A 21,447-nucleotide genomic window follows, 5' to 3' on the forward strand; every position below is an offset into this window, starting at 1 on the left:
CACGGGCGGCCCGAAGAACAACTCGGCCTTGCCGTTGTTCCGCGGCGGCTGGGCTTGCGCCGCCGTCGCCGCTTGCGGCGGCCGGCGGTTGCGGTCCGGCCGCGCGCCTTGGCGGTTCTGCGCGGGTCCGCCGGCGCCGCGGCCTTCGCGCCGCGGGCCCGCGAAGGGCCGCGGCTGGGCCACGCGGAGCGGGGTCGGCGGGCCGTACTGCCCTTCCTCCAGCGGCACCGGGTCCAGGATGCGGAAGCCGAGCGCGGCCAGCGCCGTGCCGAGCATGTCGCCCTTCACGCCGAGGCGGCTGGCGAGGTCTGGCGGCGGCGGCACCGGGGCGCGGCGCGTGAGGAAGCCGAGTTCCGCCGCGATCCGCTCCGCCACGTCCAGGCGCAGCATCACCGGCCCGGCCGGCAGCCAGCCCATCGCCTCGGCGAAGCCGGAGGGCCAGATCATGTGGGGCGGCGGCACTTCCCCGTCCGGGACGGGGCGCATCGACAGCGCGATCAGGCCCGGCGCCGGCAGGGTCGGCACGGGCACGTCGCGGATCAACGACCAGATCTGCGCCCTGAGCGCCATGGCGCGCGGCTTCAGCGCCTCCGGGATGAACAGCGCGAAGCGGCCGGCGCGGATGCCGATGCCCTTGAGCTTCTGCCGGACCTCGGGCGCGATTTCGCGCTCGGTGGCGCCGGGGGCGATGCCCAGGTGCTCGCGCAGGAGGAAAGCCGGGCCGCGCAGCGCGCCGTCGGCTTCCGCTTTGGCCTCGACGGCGGCGATCGCACCCAATTCGCGGGCGACCAGCCCCTCCATCCATTTCGCCAGCCGCGCGCGGACCCGTTCGCGTTGGGCGCCGTCGAGGAACTCGCTGGCGAGGACGTCCACCGCGGGCTTGGACGGCTCGGGGCCGGGGCGGAGGCGGGCCACCTCCGCGGGCTCGCCGCCGGGCGCCGTCCAGGTGATCCGGTGGTCGGGCGTCAGGGCGAAGGCGTCGTCGGCCGCTGTTTCCAACGCAGCGACCCGGCGAGGCATCTCCTCGCGCAGCGCGCGGCGGGCGGCGCGCAGCACCAGGCGCCGCTCCTCCTCCGTCTTCTCACCGGCCTCCGGCTGGAACAGGAAGCCGGACACGCGCCCGACCGGGTGGCCTTCCACCACCACCTCGCCCTGGCGGGTGACGGCGGAGAGCAACTCCTCCTCCGTGTCGTCCAGGCGGCGGATGAGGTGGGCGGCGCGGCGGTCCACGAAGCGCGCGGTGAGGCGCTCGTGCAGGGCGTCCGAAACCGCGTCCTCGGCGGCACGGGCCTCGTTCTGGAAGCGGGCGGCGTCGCCCACCCAATCGGCGCGGGCTGCGACGTAGGACCAGACGCGGATGGAGGCGAGCCGCGCCATCAGGGTGTCGAGGTCGCCCTCGACGTTGCCGATGGTGGCGATCTGCCCGGCCACCCACTCGTCCGGCAGCCGGCCGTCCTCGGCCAGGTGGCGGAAGATGCGGCCGCAGAGCGCGGTGTGGCTGTCGTCGGCCAGCTTGCGGAAGTCTGGCACCTGGCAGGCTTCCCAGAGCAGGCGGACGCGGGAGCGGCTCCCATCCGCGAGCTTCCGGATCTCCTCCTCCCGGGCCAGCATGGACAGCGTGATGTGGTCGGTCGCGTCGTGGCCCTTGGCGAGGCCGGGCGTGGGCGGCGGCGTGGCGAGGCTGTCGAGCAGCGCGTCCACGCCGGAGAAGTCGAGGTCGCTGTTGCGCCAGGCGAGGGTCTGCAGCGGCTCGAAGTCGTGCTTCTCGATCTTGTCCACCATCTCGTCCGGCAGCGGCGGGCACTCGCCGGTCGGGCCGAAGGTGCCGTCGCGCATCCCGCGGCCGGCGCGGCCGGCGATCTGCGCCGCTTCCTGGGGGGAGAGGGCGCGGATGGCGTGGCCGTCGAACTTGGTCAGGGACGCGAAGGCGACGTGGTCCACGTCCATGTTGAGGCCCATGCCGATCGCGTCGGTGGCGACCAGGAAGTCCACCTCGCGCTCTTGGTAAAGCGCCACCTGGGCGTTGCGGGTGCGGGGCGACAGGCGGCCCATCACCACCGCGCAGCCGCCGCGGCGCCGGCGGATCGCCTCGGCGATGGCGTAGACCTCGCCGGCGGAGAAGGCGACCACGGCGCTCCGGGGGGGCAGGCGCGTGAGCTTGGTCGGGCCGGAATGGGTGAGCTGGCTGAGGCGCGGGCGGGTCTCGACCTCGGCCCGGGGCACCAGGCGCTGCAACAGCGGCCGGATCGTCTCGGCGCCGAGGAACATGGTTTCCACCATGCCGCGGGCGTTCAGGAGGCGGTCGGTGAAGACGTGGCCGCGGTCCGGGTCGGCGCAGAGCTGGATCTCGTCCACAGCGACGAACTCGGTCTGCCGGTCCAGCGGCATCGCCTCCACCGTGCAGGCGAACCATTTCGCCTCGGGCGGGACGATCTTCTCCTCGCCCGTGATGAGCGCGACGTGGCGCTCGCCCTTGGCCGCGACCATGCGGTCGTAATTCTCGCGCGCGAGCAGGCGCAGCGGGAAGCCGATGATGCCGCCGGCGTGGGCCAGGAGGCGGGTGATCGCCAGGTGCGTCTTGCCGGTGTTGGTCGGGCCGAGCACGGCGCGGACCCTGGCATCGAACATGGGGCGGTGGAGGTCCGACATGGGCGGCACCATTGGCCGGGGCCGATGCGATTTGCAACCGCGTCGACGGGGCGCGGCGCGCGGCGGATGGCCGTCCCTGACACCAACCGGCGGCACCGGGCCGTGACGCGGCGCACCGTCCGCCGCGCCGCGGCGGATGGAAGGTGCGGCCGGGCGCCGGGCGCCGGCCCCACAACTCGGGAGGGCACCATGTCGGAAACCGCGGCCCTGTCGCCGCCTACGCCGGACAACGACACCGACGGCGACGCCAAGGTCGTTGCCATATCAGGCACGACCGCCTCTCGCGGCCAAACCGGCAGCGTCCCGCCGGAAAGCGGCAAGGCGGCCGATCCCGTTTGGCTGGGCGAGGCCCGCAAAGAGGCGGCGCGCATCGAGTACGACTGCCAGTTCCACGCGGAGGCGCAGTTCGAAGCCTGCGCGCGCTGGGCGCGTTGGAGCACCGCTTTGGGCTTCGTGTCCGCCGTGCTCGGCGCGCTGACCGCCAGCGCCGTCGCCAGCGTGTTGGGCGACGCGGGCCTGGGTGTGGGCGTCCAAACGGCCGCCGAGACCGCTGCCCGATCCCAGAACGACTGGCCGACGGTGCTGAAGCTCTGCATCGCCTTCGGCGCGCTATTTGCCGGGGTCGTGGCCGCCGCGGTGCGTTTCCTCGACCCCCAAGGCCGCACGGCCCAGCACGGCGCCGCCGGCAAACGCTACCGGGCGCTCGCCGACGAGGCGCGCCAGTTCCGCAACCTCGAAGCGACCGCGGACGCGACGCGGGACAACCTGTTCCATCACCTGCAAACGATGATCAGGCACCGGGCGGAGATCCACGAAGCGGCGCCGGTGGTGCCGAAGAAGGCCGTCGCCGCGACGCGCGCCAAGGCCAAGAACGATGCCGACTTGGTCGGGCTGGCCGAAAAGGCGGGGCGGGGAGCGCCGGCCTAGCCACGCCCGGAGACGGGCGGGGCAGTCGGCTCGGCTTGGCAAGCGGGGCGCCATCGGGGCAGCTTGCGCCGGCGTGCCCCCGTTCCGCCCTCCCGCGTCCCCAGGCGTCCCCGTCCGCTTCGCCCTGCTCTTCGCCGCGCAGTTCGCGGCCATAGGCGCCATGATGCCGTTCCTGCCGGTGATGCTCCAGGCCAAAGGCCTTTCGGCCGAGCAGGTCTCGGCGGTCCTGGCCGCGGGTTCGGCGGTGCGCCTGCTGGCGGCGCCGGCCATCGGGCGCGGCGCCGACGGGTTGGGCGACCCGCGGCGCGTGCTGGTGCTGGCCGCGGCCGTCGCGGGCTGCACCGCCTTCGGCTACGCGCTGGCGCCCGCCGGCTTCGTGCCGTTGCTGCTGGTGGCGCTGCTGCACAGCCTGTTCCTGGCGCCGGTGGTGCCGCTCTCGGACGCGCTCTGGCTCGGCGCCTCCCGCCGGCTGCGCCTCGATTACGGGCGGGTGCGCTCTGCGGGGTCGGCCGCCTTCATCCTCGGCGCCGTGGCCGCCGGGCAGGCGGTGGCGCTGGCCGGGCCGGTTTCGGCGGTGTGGCTCTACGCCGGCGGGCTGTTGCTGGCGGCGTTGGCGGCGCGCGGCCTGCCGGCGGAGCCGGGCGCGGACGGGCGCGGACGGGCGGGCTTCGCGGCGCCGTTCCGCGAGGCGCCGTTCCGTTGGCTGCTGCCGCTGTCGGCGCTGATCCAGGGCAGCCACGCGCTCTACTACGGCTTCTCCACCATCCACTGGACCGCGGCCGGGCTGTCGCCCGCCGTCATTGGCTTGCTCTGGGCCGAGGGCGTGGTGGTGGAGGTGCTCATGTTCCTGTGGAGCGCGCCGCTGGTGGCCCGGCTGGGGCCGGCCGGCCTCGCCTTTCTGGCCGCCGGCGCCGGCGCGGTCCGTTGGGCGGTGACGGCCGAGACCACTTGGCTGCCGGCGCTCGCGGCGGCGCAGGCGCTGCACGCCCTCACCTTCGGCGCGCAGCACCTGGGGGCGATGCGCGTGCTGGCGCGGATGCCGCCGGGTCAGGCGGCGACGGCGCAGACCCTGCACTCCTCTTTGGGCACGGGCTTGGCGATGGGGGTGCTGACGCTCCTTTCCGGACCGCTCTACGCGAGGTTCGGCGGGAACGGGTTTTGGGCGATGGCGGGGCTCTGCGCGGCGGCCTTGCCCTTCGCGTTGGGGCTGCGTGCCGCGCTGCGGCGTCGCCGGCATTGACGCAGGTCATCGCGCACGGGTCGGAAGGGCCGCATGCAGCAGGGCGTGCCCAAGACAAGAGGGGAGATCCTCCGTGCGTTTCTTTCCGGCAGCCGCCTTCGCCTGTGCCGTGCCCGTCGCCGCGGCGGCGCAGCCCTACGGCCCTGAGATGGTGGTCGAGCGCTTCCTCGACACGTTCCGCGCCGGCGACCTCGACGCGATCGTGTCGCTGCACGCGCCGGACGCGTCCTGGCTGCCGACCACGGGCGGCCCGAGGCTCGACGGCCGGGACGCGATCCGGGGCTACTACCAGCGCATCTTCGCCGGAACCCAGGCGCGGAGCATCACGCCGAGCAACGAGCGTTGGCAGCCCTTGGGCGACGACGTCGCGGTCCGCAGCGCCGACATCCGGATAGACCAGAAGACGACGGACGGCCGCGCGCTCGTCACCTTCGCCCGCCTGACCGCGGTGTACCGCCGCGACGAGGGCGGCGGCTGGAGCATCGTCCACCAGCACAGTTGCCAGCGGCCGGCCGCGCAGTAGCGTCCGCCGGCGTGATTCCCGGCGCGGCGCCGGAGGGTCGCGGGGCGCGCGGCCGGGTAGGCGAGGCCGAGGGGCGCGTGTAGCCTCCCGCCGACGGCCGGACCGAAACGATGTCGCGCCGGGCCGAGGGAGGATCGCCGGATGGGTGTTTCGCGCCGCGCCCTTCTCACCCTTGCCGCCGCTGCCGGCGCCATGCCCGCGGACGCGGCGCGGGCGCAGGACTTCCCATCCCGGCCCGTCACCATCATCGCCGCGGGGGCGGCCGGCGGGCCGACCGACACCATCACCCGCATCCTCGCCGACGCCATGGGTCGGCACCTCAGCCAGCCCGTGGTGGTGGAGGCGACCGGGCCGGCGCACGTCGCCACGCAGCGCCTGACGCAGATGCGGCCGGACGGCCACACCCTGATGGTGACGAACGTCGGCATGGCGGCGAGCGCCACGCTGTTCCGTCGCCTGCCCTACGAGATACCCGGGAGCTTCGCGCCGCTCGGCTTGGTGTCCGACGCGGCCATGACCCTGGTCGCGCGCCCCGGCTTCCCCGCTGCCGACGCGGCCGGGTACATGGAGGCGCTGCGGCGGGAGAAGGACAAGCTGAACCTCGCCACCGCCGGCCTTTCCTCCGCCGCCAACCTGTGCGGTCTGCTGGTGCAGCAGGCGGCGGGGGCGCAGGCGACGATCGTGGTGTTCCGCGGCACGGGCCCGGCCATCGCCGAGCTGATGGCCGGGCGCATCGACATGCTTTGCGACCAGGCGACCAACACCGTGCCCTACATCCGCGACGGGCGCGTGCGGGCCTACGCCGTCACCAGCTCGCGGCGCCTGCCCGGATTGCCGGACCTGCCGACCATGGCCGAGGCCGGCTTCCCGGGCGTCGCCATGAGCGCGTGGCACGGGCTGTTCGCGCCGGCCGGCACGCCGGAGCCGGTGCAGGAGGCGATCGCCGACGCGCTGCGCCGCGCCCTGCGGGAGGAGCGGCTGCGCGCGCGCTTCGCCGACCTGCTGACCGAACCGGCGACGGAGGAGCGCGCCACGCCTGCGTTCCACCGCCGCTTCCTCTCGGAGGAGGTGGAGCGCTGGCGGCCGATCATCCAGGCGGCCGGCGCCTACGCGGACTGAAGCCGCGCCGGGATGCCGTCGTGCTCGCCGAAGTCCGGGGCGAGCGGCCGGCGTTCCTCGAAGGACAGCCACAGGCGCAGCATCAAGCGGCGGCGCCCCGGCTCCGGCCAGTCCTCGAACTCCGTGCGGGCGTGGGCGGTGGTGTAGTTGTTGCAGAACTGCATGTCGCCGGGTTCGAGCATCATGTCGAGGCGCATGTCTTCGCGCGCGCAGAGCGCCGACACCAGCTCCAACGCTTCCCGCTCGGGCCCGGTCAGCGGCACGCCGCGCCTCTGCGCGCCGGTCTCGATCGGGTTGCGGATGAAGCGGCAGGACAGGACGCCGGCGTGCTCGCTGAACACCGGGATGGCGCGCGGCGAGACGCCCGCGGGATTGTCCGCCGCCTCGCGCTCCGAATAGTGGAAGCCGCGGCGGAGGATGGGCAGCAGGTCCGGGCGGGTGCGCCGGATCTCCTCGTGGACCGCCATCGTGCTGACCACGCTGGACAGCCCGCCCTCCTTCGCCCGGCGCTGGCACAGCAGGCCGACGAGGTCGCAGCGGTCGGTGTGGAAGTCGAGCCGCGCGCGGGTCTGGTAGCCGCGGGTACTGGCGCTGCCGTAGGTGCGGCCCTCGTCCATCACCCGCCCGAGCAGGTCGCCGTGCGAGTTCTGCGACACGGGGCGGCCGAGGTGCGTGCCGATGCCCCAGAACACCGCTTCGCGGTCCTCCTCGCCGAAGCGGTCCGGTGGAAGGCCGGTGAGCAGGAAGAAGCCGCGCCCGGTGCGCGCCTCTTCCAGCAGCGCGGCGAGGCGCGGGGCCAGGCCGGGCAGCGGGAAGCCGGTGCGGGTGATGGCGGTGGCGGTGGCGGGCAGGCCGCGCGAGCGGACGCGGCGCAGCGCGGCGGCCAACTCCTCCACCTCCGAGTCGGTCAGGCGGTGCGACCAGCCTTCGGTTCCCGCGAGGTCGGCACCCCGCCAAGCGCTGGCTCGCACGACGGCGGCGGCGTTGTCGGGCATCACGGCGCCTTTCAGTCCAGGGACAAGCCCAACACGCGGATGAGCGGCCAGTAGATCGCCCGCTCGGACGCGATCAAGCGCTGGTGCTCCTCCGGCCCGCCCGAGAGCGGGTCGAGCCCGATCTCGCGCATCCGGCCTTGCACGGTCGGATCGGCTAGAGCGGCGGCCAGTTCGGCGGTGAGGCGCGCCGCCACGTCGTCGGGCGTGCGCACGGGCGCGGTGAGCCCTTGCCAGGCGTAGGCTTCGAAGCCCGGCAGGTTGAACGCCTCGGCGGCGGTGGGCACGTCGGGGATCGCGGGGAGCCGGGCCGGGGAGAGCAGCGCGAGCGGCCGCACGCGCCCCGAGCGGATCACCTCCGCGCCCGCGGCCATGTCCAGCACCGCCGCCTCGACCGTGCCGGCGACCAAGTCGTTCATCACCGGCGCCATGCCGCGGTAGGGCACGTGGTTGAGCCTCACGCCGAGGTCGCGCGCCAGCCGCTCCGTCGCCAGATGGTGCGGGCTGCCGATGCCGGGGGAGCCGTAGTCCATCGCGCCACCCCGGGCGCGGGCGCGCTCGGAGAAGCCGGCGGCGTCCACCGCGCCGCCCTCGCGCTTGGCGCAGAGCACGAGGTGGAAGCGCGCCATCAGGCCGAGCGGGCGCAGCCCGTTGTCGGCGTCGAAGGGCAGCCGCTTGTAGAGGGCCGGGTTGAACACCAGCGTTTCGTTGCCCGCCGTGAACACGGTGTAGCCGTCCGGCGGGGCGTTCGCGGCGGCTTCGGCGGCGATGTTGGTGGCGGCGCCCGGCCGGTTCTCCACCACCACCGGCGTCCCGAGCCGCGCCGACATGGCGGCGCCGACGAGCCGCGCCAACACGTCGGTGCCGCCGCCGGCGGGGTAGCCGACGATCCAGCGCACCGGCCGCTCGGGCCAGGCGGCGCGCGCGGCGCGTGGGGCGACAGCGAGCGCGGCCGTCGCGAGCAGCGCCGCGCGCCGGTGGACGGTGCGGTCGTTCATTCCCTTGTCGGCCGTGCCGCCGTCATTCCGCCGCCGCTTTGGGCGCGTCGAAGAACTTGTTCTTGAGCCCCTTCTGGTTCTCGTAGATGGAGCCTTGCAGGTCCGCCGGCGGCAGCGGCAGCCGGACCGGGACGGGCGCGAGCCGCGGCTCGATGCCCGGCGTGCCGGCCACCATCAGCGCGTCGTACTTCTCCAAACCGTCCGGGAAGCCGAGCAGCGGCCACGCGTCGGCGGCGCGGAACTGGAACAGCAGCAGGCGACGCTCCCTGTCCGAAGTGTTGGGCGCCGAACCGTGGACCGCGCGGACGTGGTGGACGGTGATGGAACCGGCCTTGCCGGTCAGCGGCACCGCGGCCGAGTAGTCCACCTCCTTGCGCGAAGGGTCCATGGCGCCGCAGAACCGGCCCTCGGCGTGGTGGTCGAAGACCGGGCCGCGGTGCGAGCCGGGGATGACCAGCAGCGGGCCGTTTTCCAGGTCCATGTCGTCCATGCACACGCCCACGGCGGCGAGGTCGTCGTTGGTGTGCGGGTAGAAGGCCCAGTCCTGGTGCCACTCCACCGCCGCGCCGAAGCCGGCCGACTTCATGTTGAGCTTGGCGGTGTCGAAGCGGATGTCCGGCCCCCACAGGTCTTGCAACACCGCCACGATCTTCGGGTGCTTCACCAAGCGGCCGTAGGCGTCGTGGTGCAGATGCGGCGATTTGATGCGCCGCACGCGCGGTTGAGCGGCCGAGTGGCTGTCCTCCAGGTCGTATACCGCGTCGTGCGCCGTCAGGCCGCGCGCCCGCTCCACGAAGCCGTCGGTGACGGCGCGCAGTTCGGCCACCTCTTCCGCGCTCAGCACGTCGGGCACGACGATGGCGCCGACGCGCTCGTACTCGTCCTTTTGCGCTTGGGTGAGCATCGCTCCCTCCGTTCAGGTCCGGTAGTGGCGCTGCGCGGCACGCACCGCCTCGCGCACCGAATCCGCCGGCCGCTGCTGGCCGGTGACGACGCGGGCGAACATGTCCACCACCACCCAGTTCTCCGCCACCGCTCCGGTGGCCGGGGTGATCGGCCCCTTGTAGCCCTCGTAGAAGGGCGTATCCATCGCCGCGCTGTAGACCTTGAGCTTGGGGTCGGAGGACCAGACCGCGCTCGCCCCGTAGTTCTTCAGCGGCTGCGACCAGTAGCCGAGGCACCCCGTCAGCCAGGGGTCGTATTGCGGCGCCTCCATCATGAAGCGCAGGTACTCCTTCGCCGCGTTGGGCGCGCGGGTGTAGCGCGGCACCATGGCGTTGAGGGTGAGCGCCGTCTCGGGCGCCTTGGCCGCGGCGCCGTAGGGCATCTCCGCGTGCTCGGTGTCGGCGGCGATGGCGTTCTGCGCCGCGTCCTGCGCGGTCTTGAGCGAGTAGTAGATGGAGACGCCGTTCTGCGTCAGCCCGATCTCGCCGGCGACGAAGGCGCGGTTGTTGCTCGCGCCGTTCCAGGCCATCGTGCCGGGGATCATCGTCTCTTGCAGGGCGCGCGCGTAGTCGAGGGCGCGGAGCGTCGCCGGCGTGTCGAGCGAGACCTTGCCGTTCTCGTCCACGAGCGAGACGCCATGCGACCAGAGCAGCCAGTTGGCGTAGGCCGGCGCGTCGCCCGGCGCGTGGCTGAGCGCGAAGCCGCACGGCCGGCCGATGCGCTTCAGGCCTTGGCAAAGACGCAGGAAGGCGTCGAGGTCGTTCGGGATGCCGTCGAAGCCGGCCTCCTTCACCCAGGCGGCGCGGTACACCACCGGGCTGGTGGTGCCGCCCATGGGCAGGCCGAGCCAGGCGCGGGAGTTGAAGCGGCGGCCGTAGGTCTGCGCCAGCTCGTGCCAGCCGCCGTACTTGGCGCCGAGGTAGTCCGCGAGGTCGGTCAGTTCGATGATCTTGTCGGCGTACAGGTGCGGGTCGGCGCCGAAGCCGATGATGACGTCCGGCCCCTGCCCGGTGTTGGCCGCCACCGCCACCTGCACCGGCATGTCCGGCCAGTTGACGTAGTCGATCCGCACCTCGACGCCGGTCTCCTCGGCGAATTTGCGGCTGTTCGCGTTGAAGATGGCCTCGTCGGGGTCCACGAACTTCGCGGGCCGCAGCACGCGCAGGCGGGCGCCGCGTTCCACGGCGAAGCGGGGCGCCGGCACGTCGGCCGCGGCGATGGCGGCGGAAGCGGCGGGCGGCGGCGCGGCGGCGACCAGCACCCCGGCCCCGAGCGCGCCGGCAACGGCCCGGCGGCGGCTGATCGGCTCCATCGGCGGCGTCCCTCCCAGGACCGGCGTTCTTGTCGCTGACGCTACGGAACGACCCGCGGCGAGTCGAGCCCCTCGCGCGCCGTTTCGGCGGCGAGCCAGTCCACCACGGCGCCCAGGGCGTCGCACTTGGCCAAGCCGCGGCCGCGCGCCTCATCGAAGGCGGCGACCTGGCGGTCGGCGCTGGTGCCGGAGGCGACGATGGCGCGGGCGGCCTCCGCCTCGGCGGCGCAGCCCAGCGCGTCCGCGTCCTCCGCCACCAGGGCGAGGGCCCGCTCCAGGTGCTCCGCCACCGGCGCGGCGGAGGCGACGGCTTCGTCGATCAGGCTGGCGCGCGTCCCGTCCCGCTGCGCGCGCCAGAGGTTCTCGGCGGCGATGGCGCGCGAGGCCCCGGTCATCCCCCTGTTCAAGTCCGGGCGGCGGTCGACCAGGCGCACGAGGCAGCGCCACAGCGCCGCGACGGCGAGCGTGTGGTCGAGGCTGGTGCAACTGTCGGCGACGCGGAGCTCCAGCGTCGGGTACTTCACCGAGGGCCGCACCGCCCACCACAGGTAACTCGCGTCCGGAATGGCGCCCGCCGCGGTCATGACGCGCACGAGGCGCTCGTAGTCCTCCGGGCCGGCGAACAGCTCGGGCAGGCCGGTGCGCGGCATCTCGCCGAAGACGCTCAGCCGGTAGCCGGCGAGGCCCGTCGCGTGGCCCTGCCAGAAGGGCGAGGCGGCCGACAGCGCCAGGAGCAGCGGCATGAAGGGCATCAGGCGGTTCATCAGGTCCACCCGCGCTTCGGGCCGGGGCACCTCGACATGGACGTGCATCCCGCACACCACGGTGCGCCGGCCCACGAGGCGCAGTTCGCGCGCCAAGCCTTCGTAGCGGTCCTTCGCCGTGGGGCTCTGGCGCGTCCAGCGGGCGATGGGGTGGGTGCCGGCGGCGAAGACGAGGAGGCGCTGTTCCCGCGCGATCCCGGCCAAGCCGGCGCGCAGGCCGGCCAACACCTCGCGCGCTTTCCCAAAGCTGGCGGAGGGCGGCGTCGAGGCCTCCACCTGGAATTGCAGCAGCTCCCGCTCCGCCCCGGGCAGCCGCGCGCCGGCCGCGGCGTGGAAGGCTTCGAGGGCGCGGCGGCGCGGCGTGCCGCGGGTGGAGGCGTCGGCGAGGAAATACTCTTCCTCGATGCCGAAGCGGTAGGCCGTGTCCAAAGCGCGCGCTCCTGTCGGTGGAAGCGGGTCGATCCGCGTGAGATCCCGAACTCCCGGGGAGGCGCGGCGTTCAGACGGGACCGGCCCCGACCGCTCCGCGGGCCGCAGGAACGATCCAAGCAACGAAGGAGTTTCCGCCATGGGCTTGCTGTCGAAGCCGATCAAGACGCTGGACGACCTGTTCGTCCACACGCTCCAGGACATCTACTACGCGGAGCAGCAGATCGCGAAGAACCTGCCCACCATGATCGGGAAGGCGACCGACCCGCAGCTCAAGCAGGGTTTCGAGACGCACCTGCAAGAGACGCAGAACCAGATCAAGCGGCTGGAGCAGGTGTTCCAGATGCACGGCCAGCCGGTGAAGGGCGTCACCTGCGCCGCCATGGACGGCATCCTCGAAGAAGCGACCGACACCATGAGCGACGTGGGCGACAAGGAGGTGCTCGACGCCGCCATGCTCTCGTCCGCGCAGGCGATCGAGCACTACGAGATCACCCGCTACGGCACGCTGGTGGCCTTCGCCAAGCAGCTCGGGCGCGAGGACTGCGCTTCCGTGCTGCAACAGAACCTCGACGAGGAGAAGGCGACGGACAAGAAGCTCACCGCCATCGCCGAGAGCAAGGTGAACCGCAAGGCCGCTTGACGGCGCCGAGGGGCCGCCGTCGCCGCGGCGGCGGCCCTGTCACCCCGCCGGCAGCACGCGCTCCAGCGGGACGCCGCGGCAGTCCATCTCGTATTCGAGGTCCCGCACCGGCGGGCGGCAGAACTGCCAGGTGAGGCCGTGCCGGGCCGCGCTTCTGCGTGCCACCTCGTCCGCCAGGAACGGGTGGATGTCGTGGACGGTGTAGGCCTGGACGGCGGTGGTGTCCGCCCAGCCGAAGCCGCCCAGCGCGGCCATGCGCCGCTCCATCTCGCCCAGCACCCAGCGCGCCTTCTCGCGCAGGCCGGCGGGCGAGGTGTCGCCGAGCGCGACGATGTGGTCGCGGTAGTTGGCGTGGCCCTCGGCCGCCTCGCCGCTGCCGGCTACGACGAAGGAGGGTGGCGCGTCCGCGTCCGGCACCGTGTAGCAGAAGGCGTGGAAGGCGGGCGCGGGAGGCGGCGACACCTCGGGACAGACGTTGGAGCGCGCCACCGGGTTGCGGCCGTCCACGAACAGGCCCCACCCGGTCAGCACCTGTCCGTACTCGTGGTTGAAGGCGCGGAAGCCGTCCTCGGTGAAGGGCTCCGGCGAGCGCAGTTCGCAGGCGCAGAAGGCGGCCTTGGGACGGCCGGCGGCCTCCAGCGCGGCGGCGATCCGCGCGAAGCCCTCAGCGAGCGGCACCGGTTCGGCGAAGCGGATGCGCTCGATGCGGAAGCCAGGCTCGGCGGCGACGCCGGCCGAGTACTGGAACACGCCGGGCACGAACCGGAACCCGCCTGCCGAAACCGCGATCGTCGAGGCCATCCCCGCGCGCCTCCGTTGGAAACGGCAGCAGGGTCGGGCCGCGGCGGCGCGAGTCAAGCCGGGGCCGGAACCCTCCCCCGCGCCGGTCGTTGCAAACCGAGAGCGTTTGCGGGGGGGGGACACGTGGCTGAGGTCGTCGCGGTTTCCTGGCGGGGCTGCTGCTCGGGGCGGTGCCGCTCGTGGCGGCAGAGGCCGCGCCGGCGGAGGACCTGCTCGTGCCGGCGCAGTACTACGGCCCGCCGCCCCGCCGAGGCCGCCGCCGGCGCCGCTGCTGGACCGAGCGGCGCCCGGTTGTCACCTACGACCGCTTCGGCCGTCCGCGCCGGCGCGTTGTGGCGCGCGAGGTCTGCCGGTGAGAAGGCTCTCTGCAATGTAACGGTGAGGCTGAGCCTTATGCTCAAGCAGCAACCGTCTCGCCGAATGCTTTGCGGATGACCGGCAGTATAGAGTCTTCGGGCCCTACCCAATGAGCAGCGATGGCGCGCACGAAGCTGTCCGGCTCCGTCGGCCATCCGCTGCTGGCGACCGTTTCGCTGTAGATCGCCAGCAGCGCCGCAAGTCTCTGGTGGTCAAAGACATATAGCGCACCGCTCTTTATACAGCACTCGGCGGGACCAAGGACGAGCGCCGAAAGAGCTCTTGATTCGACTTCCGCAGCCAAATCCGCCACGTCCAGGCTCAGCACGTCGCGGATAGTGTACAGCGGCAGATAGCCGATACCCTTGTCGCGCCCGACCCGCCGAAGACTGCCCAAGACACGCTCCCGCTCGTCGGTGGAGAGGTTCCAGTTCTCCGGTTCAGGAAGCACGCTCATCAAACCGCGTGCTCCACCGCCTGCACCACTGCTGCCTCCGCCGCCATCCGCCGCACCGCCGCGAAATCGGTCTTGCCAGAGCCGAGCAGCGGTACGGCGCGGACCACGCGCACCTCGGCCGGCACCATCAGCTCCGCCGCGCCCTTGCCGCGGGCGTGGGCGGAGAAGGCGGCGCGCGTCGCGCCCGGCTGCTCCGTCAGCAGCACCACGCGCTCGCCCTTGCGGCCGTCGGGCAGCGACGCCGCCGCCGAGGCCACGCCGGGCCAGAGTTCCGCCGCCAGCGCCTCCACCGCCGCCAGCGACACCATCTCGCCGCCGATCTTGGCGAAGCGCTTGGCGCGGCCGCGGATGCGGACGAAGCCCTGCGCGTCGATGGAGACGATGTCGCCCGTGTCGTGCCAGCCGCCGGGCGGCGGGTCCAGCTCGCCCGGCCGGTCGGCGTGCAGGTAGCCGAGCATCACGTTCGCCCCGCGCACGTGGAGGCGCCCGCCGTCCTCGATGCCCGGTACCGGGTCGAGCCGCGCCTCGATGCCGGGCATCAAGCGACCGACGGTGCCGAAGCGGTTGGCCATGGGCGTGTTGAGGGCGAGGATCGGCGCCGTCTCGGTCACGCCGTAGCCCTCCAGCACGCGCAGGCCGAATTTCTCCAACCAGGTCTCGCGCGTCGAAGGCTTCACCGGCTCGGCGCCGGCCAGCACGTAGCGGACGGAGCGCAGGTCGTAGGAGTGCGCGGTGCGCGCGTAGCCGGAGAGGAAGGTGTCCGTGCCGAATAGGATGGTGGCGTTGGAGCCATAGATCAGCTCCGGCACCACGCGGTAGTGCAGCGGCGACGGGTAGAGGTACGCCGGCACGCCGGAGACGAGCGGCAGCACCAGCCCCGCCGTGAGCCCGAAGGAGTGGAACACGGGCAGCGCGTTGAACACGCGGTCCTCGCGCCCGAAGTCGATCCGCGCCGCCGCCTGCGCCGCGTTGGCGAGCAGGTTGCGGTGGCTCAGCACCACGCCCTTCGGCGTGCCCTCGGAGCCGGAGGTGAACAGGATCACCGCCGGGTCGTCAGGCGAGCGCTGCGCGAGGGGGCGCCCGCCGCGCAGCAGGCCGCGCAGCCGGTCCAGCGTGCCGATGCCTGCGCCCACGTCCTCCAGGAACACCACGCGGGCGTGCTTGCCCAGTTCCTCCGCCAGCGCGCCCAGTTTGGCTTGTTCGAGGAAGCGGCGCGAGGTGACGACCGCGCCGACCTCCGCCGCGGCGCACGCGGCGCGCAGGTTGGCCGCGCCGGCGGTGAAGTTCAGCATCGCCGGCACGCGGCCCGCCGAGATCAAGCCGAGCACCGTGGCGGCGGCGGCGTTCGCGGTCGGCAGCAGCACGCCGACCGCCTCGCCCTCCGCCGCGAGCGGCGCCAGCTTGCGGCCGAGCACGTCGGCGCCGGCCAGCAGGCGGCGGTAGGAGAGCCTGCCGGAAAGCGGGTCCTCCACCGCCGTGCGGCCCTTGCCGTGGCGCGCGGCAGCGTCGGCGACGGCCTCGAACACCGTGCGGCCGATGGGCGTGGTGCGCCACACCAGGTCGGCCATCAGGTTCTGCAACGCCGCGCCGCCCGCCTCGCGCCGCTTGCGCCCGACCAGCGCCGGGTCGAGCGAGAGCCGCGCCGGCTCCAGCGCCGTCACCACCAGCTTGGGGAACAGGCGGCGGCGCACCTGGGTGTCGCGGAGGCGCGAGAAGGGCGAGGCCTCCAGCCCCTCGATGCGGACGGGGAAGACCGGCGCGTCCGCCTTGTCGGCCACCAGCGCGGCGCCGTCGTACACCTTCATCATGCTGCCGGTGACGGTGAGGCGGCCTTCGGGGAAGATCACCAGCGTCTCGCCGCGCTTCACCGCCTCGATCAGCGTGCGGGTGGCGAAGGGCTTGGTGGGGTCGAGCGGCAGGGCGCGGAACAGGCGCAGCGCCGGCCGCACCCACCAGCGCCGGGCGATGCCGGCATCGATGGCGAAGACCGGCTCGCGCTCCAGCAGCGCGACGGCGAGCGCGGCGTCCAGCCAGCTCACGTGGTTCAGCGCCACCACCGAGCGCGGGCCGGCTTCGGCCAGGTGCTCGGCGCCGCGCACCTCCAGGCGGTAGACGAGGCGAAACAGCATCCACAGCGCGTCGCGCGCCGGGTTCGTCGGTAGCGTGAACAGCATTAGCCCCGCGACCGCGAGGCTCGCCGCGCCGAGCAGGCCGAGCAGCGCCGCCGCTTGCAGGCCGAGGTGCTGCGCCAGCGCCAGCACGAGCGCGCCGCCCACCATGGCGCCGGCGGAAAGCACGTTCACGCCCGCCACCGCGCGGGCCCGCCGTTCGGCGCCGGACCACGCCTGCACCGCCGCGAAGGCCGGCACCACCACGAGGCCGCCCGCCGCCGCGACCAGGGCGAGGTCCAGCAGCGAGCGCGCCGCGCCCGGCCGCGCCAGGAACGCGGACAGGTCGGCGGCGGGGGCGAGCGGCGCGAGGCCGCGCGTCGCCCACCACAGGTCGAGCAGCGCCGCGCCCATCAGGGCCGCGCCGAGGGCGCTCGGCAACAGGATGATGCGCCCGCCCGCGACGCCGGCCGCCAATGCCGAGCCGAGTCCGATGCCGACGGAGAAGGCGCACAAGGCCAGCGTCGCCGCGGCTTCCGTCCCGCCCAGCACGTCCTTGACCAGCGGCGGCAGCAGGGCGAGCGCCACGCTGCCCGCCAGCCAGAACCAAGTGGTGACGAGGCTCGCGCGCCACACGCGGCCGTCGGCGCGCAGCTCGCGCAGCAGGTCGACGGTGGAGGCGAGGACGTTGCGGCGGACGGCGAGGCCCGGCGCCGCTTCGCCCGTCGGCGGGATCAGCCGCGCGGCGCCCCAGGACAGCAGCGCGAACAGCACCACCGCGCCGCCCACCGCCCACGCCGGCGCCGCGCCGCCCGCCACGGCCAGCCCGCCGGCGATGGTGCCGCCGAGGATGGCGGCGAAGGTGGCGAATTCCACGAGCGCGTTCGCCGCCGTCAGCCGCTCGCGCGGCAGGTGGTCCGGCAGGATCGCGTACTTCACCGGCCCGAACAGGGCGGAGACGGTGCCGAAGCCCGCCAGCGCCACGAACAGCAGCGGCACGGAGGGCAGGACGAAGCCGAGCGCCGCCAAGCCCGCGACGCCGATCTCCGCCCCCTTCAAGCGGCGCGCGAGCAGCGCCTTGTCGAAGCGGTCGGCCATCTCGCCCGCCAAGCCGGACAGCAGGAAAAAGGGCGCGATGAACACCCCGCCGGCGAGGGCGACCATCGCCCCCGCCCCGTTCCCCGCCCCTTCGGCGCCGGCGCCCCAGAGGAGCAGGAAAACCAGCGCGTTCTTCAGCAGGTTGTCGTTGAAGGCGGACAGGAACTGGCACCAGAAGAGCGGCGCGAAGCGGCGCTCGGCCAGGAGGGGGCGGGTCATGGCGGGGTGTCCCTAGTGCTGCGGCGTGGCGGCTTCGGTCAGGCGCCGCGCTCGGCCTTGGCGAGCAATTCCTCGACCCGGGCCTCCTCGATGCGCTTGTGCAGGCGCGTCCCCTCGTGCCGGTCGCGCGCCGTCTTGGCGATGGTGAAGCTGGACTGCACCAGCATCATCATGCCGATGGCCATGTAGCCGCGCGTGGCCAGGTCCACGGGCAGGAACAGGACGCCCAGGGCCACCATCGCCACCGAGGCGGCGAAGGAGACGTAGGTGAAGGCGACCCAGGCGCCGGAGTCCGTCTGGTGCGGCTGGTTGTTCATCGCGGAGTCCTCTCTCGATTCTGTTGCGGGTTCGTTAACGGGTCGGTGCGGCGGTGCCGGCGGCGGAGGCGCGCAGGCGGGCGAGCACATCCGCCGCGGTGGGCCGGACGGGCCTGCCGAAGCCGGCCTCGGCCAGCTTCTCGGCGACGGAGGCGGGGCGGCGCTCGGCTTCCAGCCCGTCCAGCGCCTCCTGCGCCGCGGCGTCCTCGGCTTGGCGCGCCCGCAGCCGGGCGAGCGTCGCCTCCGCTTCGGCCAGCGTCGCCTCGTGCAGCGGCGCGGTGCCGAGCCGGTCCTCGTGCATCCCGCGCACCGCGTGGGCGGCGCGGGCGAGGCGGCGGCCGCGGTCGAGTTCGGCCAGCCGCGCATCGGCGTCCGCGACGATCCGGCGCAGGCGGGCGGCCTCGGCGGCGAACATCCCCTGGGCGGTCCGGCGCGCCGCCTGCTCGGCCTCCAGTCCGGCGATCGCCTCGGCGGCTTCCGTGGCGAGGTCTTCTCGGCCGGCGGCGAGGGCCTGCCGCGCCCGGTCCTCCAGGTCGGCGATCCGCTTGGCCGCCTCCTCGAGGCGCGGCGCCTCCTGCGCCTCCTGGGCCATGGCGAGGGCCAGGGCGCGTCGGGCGCGGCCCAGGGCGGCGGCGGCGTCCCGGATTTGCTGGTCGAGGAGCGGCAGGGCGTTATGGTCGGCCACCGCCTCGGCCGCTTCGGCCGCGCGGCCGCGGACAAGGGTCATGAACAGCTTGATCATCGGGGCACCTCCTTCTTGAACATCGTTCATAAGCAAAGCTACGCTGGATTATGAACGACGTTCAAGAAGAAAATGAACACGGTTCAGAAAACGGTCGGTCGGAAACCGCCGTGGGCCGCCGACAGCGCGCATTGCGGGAAGCGTTGCTGGCCGCGGCGGAACGGGCCATCGCCGAAGCCGGGCTCTCCGGGCTGAAGGCGCGGGAGGTCGCGCGGGAGGCGGGCTGCGCCCTGGGCGCGGTCTACACCGCCTTCGCCGACCTCGACGCGCTGGTGCTGGCGGTCAACGCCCGCACGCTGGACGCGCTGGAGGCCCACCTCCGGGCCTCGTCGCGCCCGGAGGCGGACCCGGTCGCGCAGGTGGTGGCCCTGGCGGAAGCCTACCTCGACTACGCCGCGCGGCACCGGCAGCGCTGGGCGGCGCTGTTCCGGCACCGCATGGCCGAAGGGCGGGACGCGCCGGCTTGGTACTCGGCGAAGCAGGCGGAGTTGTTCCGGCACGCGGAGGGCGCCGTCGCCGCGCTCCGGCCCGGCCTGCAAGGGGCCGAACTGGCCGGCTTGGCGCGCTCCGCCTTTTCCGCCGTCCACGGCGTCGTCTCGCTCGGCCTGGACCAGAAGCTGGCCCCCATGCCCGAGGAGATGCTGCGGCGGGAGTTGCGGCTGATCGCCGAAGCGATGGCGCGCGGGCTCGACGCTCGGGGCTGAGGGCGGAAGGCCCCGGACGGTGTCGCGCCGCCGGCGGCAGGCGGCGTGGAGTGGGTCTTCAGGGAGGCACGATGCAGCGGCGCGACATCGCTTTCGAAGCCGAAGGGGCGGCCCTCCGCGGCTGGCTCTACCTCCCGGCCAGCGGCGCCGGGCCGAGGCCGGTTGTCGTCATGGCGCACGGCTTCTCGGCGGTGAAGGAGCAGTACCTCGACCGCTACGCCGAGGCCTTCGCCGCCGCCGGACTCGCCGCGCTGGTGTTCGACAACCGCGGCTTCGGCGCCAGCGGCGGCGAGCCGCGCGGGGAGATCGACCCCGTCCAGCAGGCGCGCGACTACCGCCACGCCGTCACCTACGCCCGCACGCTGCCCGAACTGGACCGGGAGCGCGTGGGCGCCTGGGGCACGAGCTACAGCGGCGGGCACGTGCTGGTGCTCGGCGCCACCGACCGGCGCGTGCGCTGCGTGGTGTCGCAGGTGCCCACCATCAGCGGTCCCGTCTCCTCCAGCCGGCGTACCCGGCCCGACCTCGTCCCGGCGCTTCTCGCCCGGTTCGACGCCGACCGCGACGAGCGCTTCGCCGGCCGGCCGGCCGCCACCATCCCGGTCGTGGCCGAAGACCCGGCGGCGCCCTGCGCCCTGCCCGGCCGCGACGGCTGGTCGTTCTTCGAGGGCACGCGGCCCTTCGCGCCCTCCTGGCGCAACGAGGTGACGCTCCGCAGCGCCGAGATGGCGCGCGAGTACGAGCCGGGCGCCTGCGTGGCCCGCATCGGCCCCACGCCGCTGCTGATGGTGGTGGCGCGGGAGGACGCGCTGACGCCGACCGACCTGGCGCTGGAGGCCTACAACCGCGCGCTGGAGCCGAAGTCCCTGGTCCTGCTGCCGGGCGGGCACTTCGCCCCGTACACCGGCGCGGGGTTCGAAGCGTCGGGCGCGGCGGCGCGCGACTGGTTCGTCCGGCACCTCCTTTGAACGGCAGGGGACGCCGGCCTCAGGCCCCCGGCCGCAGGTCGGCCACCGTTTCCCGCCGCGCCGGCGCCTCGCCGCGCTCCACCTGCCTCACCGCGTCGGTCAGGGCGGCGTTGGCCGGCGCGGCCCGGCCGGCCTTGGAGCCTTCGCGCACGATGAAGCCGTTGATGTGGTCGATCTCGGTCCGACGCCCCTTCAGCATGTCCTGCGCCATGGAGGGGCGCTGGAGGTCGCTGCGCGCGCCGGAATTGGTGACGGCGAGCAGCACCGCCTCGGCCTCCTCCAGCGCCGCCGCGTCGCCCTCGCCGGCGAGGGCCAGGCGCTCCGGTTCGATGTTCTGGATGCGCTCCAGCGCGTAGCCCAGCGCCTGCCCGATCCGCACGCCTTCCGAACCGACACGGATGGAGAAGCGCCGCAGCGCCTCGTCGCGGTCGCAGTCGTTGCCCGAAAGGCCGGTCGCGGCGGAGATGCCGTTGCGCATCGCGTTGACGCAGAGCTTCGACCAGCGCTCGCCCCAGAGGTTGGACGTGACCTTCACGCTGTCGATGCCCTCCACCATCTCGCCCAACGCCCGCACGCGCGGGGTGATCCGGCCGTGGACCTCGCCCACGCGGAACACGTCGCGGGAGCCGCGCCCGAGCGGCACGGTGCGGCGGATGCGACCGGCTTCGTGCAGGTCCACGGAGATCGTCGCCGCGATCATGCCGACGGTGCGGCCCCAGCCGACGATGGCGGCGATGCGCTCCTCGTTGATGCAGTTCTGGAGCGAGACGACGTACCCGGTCTCGCTCAGGTAGGGCGCGATCAGGTGCGTCGCCCATTCCGTGTCGTAGGACTTCACCGACACGAAGGCCACGTCCACCGGCCGCTGCCTCGAAAGCGCCTGCACCTCGGTGAGATGCATCGTGGGCACTTCCACGACGGCGCGCTCCGCCTCCGTCACGCCGGTCAGCTCGAGGCCGCGCGCGCGGATGGCCTCCACGTGCTCAGGCCAGGGATCGATCAAAGTGACGTCGCAGCCGAGGCGGTGCAGGTGCCCGCCGACGTAACCGCCCACCGCCCCGGCGCCGACGAAAGCCAATCTCGGCCGCATCGCCCGTCCCCTCCCTCCCGTTCTCGGCGGCGAGGTTACCGGGTT

Annotated in this window: 20 protein-coding genes; 8 read left to right on the forward strand and 12 right to left on the reverse strand. The window is 73.7% G+C overall.

Translation table 11 applies throughout. The features are described 5' to 3' along the window. Positions 1-2,649: helicase-related protein (locus tag ABD067_RS06035; RefSeq protein ID WP_343894289.1), on the reverse strand; the 2,649-nt coding region annotated here is incomplete at its 3' end. Between the two features lie 189 nt (positions 2,650-2,838). On the opposite strand from ABD067_RS06035, the gene ABD067_RS06040 reads away from it, so the two are divergent. The 4 genes from ABD067_RS06040 to ABD067_RS06055 all read left to right on the forward strand — a co-directional run bounded on the left by ABD067_RS06040 (position 2,839) and on the right by ABD067_RS06055 (position 6,458). Next, a complete protein-coding gene (locus ABD067_RS06040; protein ID WP_343894290.1) occupies positions 2,839-3,576 on the forward strand; it encodes an SLATT domain-containing protein in 738 nt (245 codons plus the stop codon). A 73-nt stretch (positions 3,577-3,649) separates the two neighbouring features. Beyond that, positions 3,650-4,816 (forward strand): MFS transporter, encoded by a 1,167-nt coding sequence (locus tag ABD067_RS06045; RefSeq protein WP_343894291.1) that lies wholly within the window; start codon positions 3,650-3,652, stop codon positions 4,814-4,816. 73 nt (positions 4,817-4,889) lie between these two features. Beyond that, positions 4,890-5,339: a YybH family protein gene (locus ABD067_RS06050; protein WP_343894292.1), complete on the forward strand. Its 450-nt coding sequence runs from the start codon at positions 4,890-4,892 to the stop codon at positions 5,337-5,339. Between the two features lie 141 nt (positions 5,340-5,480). Next, a complete protein-coding gene (locus ABD067_RS06055) occupies positions 5,481-6,458 on the forward strand; it encodes a tripartite tricarboxylate transporter substrate-binding protein (protein ID WP_343894293.1) in 978 nt (325 codons plus the stop codon). On the opposite strand, the gene ABD067_RS06060 is transcribed toward ABD067_RS06055, so the two are convergent. The 5 genes from ABD067_RS06060 to ABD067_RS06080 are packed head-to-tail and all read right to left on the reverse strand — an operon-like array spanning position 6,446 to position 11,898. Then, positions 6,446-7,453, reverse strand: a complete 1,008-nt coding sequence (locus tag ABD067_RS06060) for a TauD/TfdA family dioxygenase (protein WP_343894294.1) — start codon at positions 7,451-7,453, stop codon at positions 6,446-6,448. The two genes, ABD067_RS06055 and ABD067_RS06060, sit on opposite strands and share 13 nt — an antisense overlap. Before the next feature lie 11 nt (positions 7,454-7,464). Beyond that, positions 7,465-8,448: a Bug family tripartite tricarboxylate transporter substrate binding protein gene (locus tag ABD067_RS06065; RefSeq protein ID WP_343894295.1), complete on the reverse strand. Its 984-nt coding sequence runs from the start codon at positions 8,446-8,448 to the stop codon at positions 7,465-7,467. 22 nt (positions 8,449-8,470) lie between these two features. Then, positions 8,471-9,352: a phytanoyl-CoA dioxygenase family protein gene (locus tag ABD067_RS06070; protein ID WP_343894296.1), complete on the reverse strand. Its 882-nt coding sequence runs from the start codon at positions 9,350-9,352 to the stop codon at positions 8,471-8,473. 12 nt (positions 9,353-9,364) lie between these two features. Continuing rightward, positions 9,365-10,705: an ABC transporter substrate-binding protein gene (locus tag ABD067_RS06075; RefSeq protein WP_343894297.1), complete on the reverse strand. Its 1,341-nt coding sequence runs from the start codon at positions 10,703-10,705 to the stop codon at positions 9,365-9,367. Between the two features lie 41 nt (positions 10,706-10,746). Beyond that, the gene (locus tag ABD067_RS06080) at positions 10,747-11,898 is read right to left on the reverse strand and encodes a carboxylate-amine ligase (RefSeq protein ID WP_343894298.1); all 1,152 of its coding nucleotides are present in this window, start codon (positions 11,896-11,898) and stop codon (positions 10,747-10,749) included. Between the two features lie 139 nt (positions 11,899-12,037). Between ABD067_RS06080 and ABD067_RS06085 the strand changes: the two genes are divergently transcribed. Next, a complete protein-coding gene (locus tag ABD067_RS06085; RefSeq protein ID WP_343894299.1) occupies positions 12,038-12,541 on the forward strand; it encodes a YciE/YciF ferroxidase family protein in 504 nt (167 codons plus the stop codon). Positions 12,542-12,580: 39 nt separating this feature from the next. On the opposite strand, the gene cnbZ is transcribed toward ABD067_RS06085, so the two are convergent. Beyond that, positions 12,581-13,342 (reverse strand): 2-amino-5-chloromuconate deaminase CnbZ, encoded by a 762-nt coding sequence (gene cnbZ / locus ABD067_RS06090; protein WP_343894300.1) that lies wholly within the window; start codon positions 13,340-13,342, stop codon positions 12,581-12,583. A gap of 179 nt (positions 13,343-13,521) precedes the next feature. Here cnbZ and ABD067_RS06095 point away from each other — a divergent pair, with 179 nt between their 5' ends. Beyond that, positions 13,522-13,698, forward strand: a complete 177-nt coding sequence (locus tag ABD067_RS06095) for a hypothetical protein (RefSeq protein ID WP_343894301.1) — start codon at positions 13,522-13,524, stop codon at positions 13,696-13,698. Positions 13,699-13,739: 41 nt separating this feature from the next. On the opposite strand, the gene ABD067_RS06100 is transcribed toward ABD067_RS06095, so the two are convergent. Genes ABD067_RS06100 through ABD067_RS06115 form a run of 4 tightly spaced genes read right to left on the reverse strand, consistent with a single transcriptional unit; the run spans position 13,740 to position 18,640 of the window. Continuing rightward, the gene (locus ABD067_RS06100; protein ID WP_343894302.1) at positions 13,740-14,156 is read right to left on the reverse strand and encodes a hypothetical protein; all 417 of its coding nucleotides are present in this window, start codon (positions 14,154-14,156) and stop codon (positions 13,740-13,742) included. Then, the gene (locus tag ABD067_RS06105) at positions 14,156-17,581 is read right to left on the reverse strand and encodes an acyl-[ACP]--phospholipid O-acyltransferase (protein ID WP_343894303.1); all 3,426 of its coding nucleotides are present in this window, start codon (positions 17,579-17,581) and stop codon (positions 14,156-14,158) included. The genes ABD067_RS06100 and ABD067_RS06105 overlap by 1 nt, the downstream gene beginning before the upstream one ends. A gap of 38 nt (positions 17,582-17,619) precedes the next feature. After that, positions 17,620-17,898, reverse strand: coding sequence for a YiaA/YiaB family inner membrane protein (locus ABD067_RS06110; RefSeq protein WP_343894304.1), 279 nt, complete (start codon positions 17,896-17,898; stop codon positions 17,620-17,622). A gap of 34 nt (positions 17,899-17,932) precedes the next feature. Then, on the reverse strand, positions 17,933-18,640 hold the full coding sequence (locus ABD067_RS06115; RefSeq protein WP_343894305.1) for a PspA/IM30 family protein: 708 nt from the start codon (positions 18,638-18,640) through the stop codon (positions 17,933-17,935). A 110-nt stretch (positions 18,641-18,750) separates the two neighbouring features. Between ABD067_RS06115 and ABD067_RS06120 the strand changes: the two genes are divergently transcribed. Together ABD067_RS06120 and ABD067_RS06125 are read left to right on the forward strand one after the other, a co-directional pair. Further along, a complete protein-coding gene (locus ABD067_RS06120) occupies positions 18,751-19,344 on the forward strand; it encodes a TetR-like C-terminal domain-containing protein (protein WP_343894306.1) in 594 nt (197 codons plus the stop codon). Between the two features lie 71 nt (positions 19,345-19,415). After that, positions 19,416-20,312: an alpha/beta hydrolase gene (locus tag ABD067_RS06125; RefSeq protein WP_343894307.1), complete on the forward strand. Its 897-nt coding sequence runs from the start codon at positions 19,416-19,418 to the stop codon at positions 20,310-20,312. A gap of 19 nt (positions 20,313-20,331) precedes the next feature. Here the strand turns inward: ABD067_RS06125 and ABD067_RS06130 are convergent, their stop codons facing one another. After that, complete coding sequence (locus ABD067_RS06130; RefSeq protein ID WP_343894308.1) at positions 20,332-21,402, reverse strand: ketopantoate reductase family protein; 1,071 nt, start codon at positions 21,400-21,402, stop codon at positions 20,332-20,334. Between the last annotated feature and the right edge of the window lie 45 nt (positions 21,403-21,447).

Origin of the sequence: Craurococcus roseus (genome assembly GCF_039523795.1) — a bacterium.
Classification (GTDB): domain Bacteria; phylum Pseudomonadota; class Alphaproteobacteria; order Acetobacterales; family Acetobacteraceae; genus Craurococcus; species Craurococcus roseus.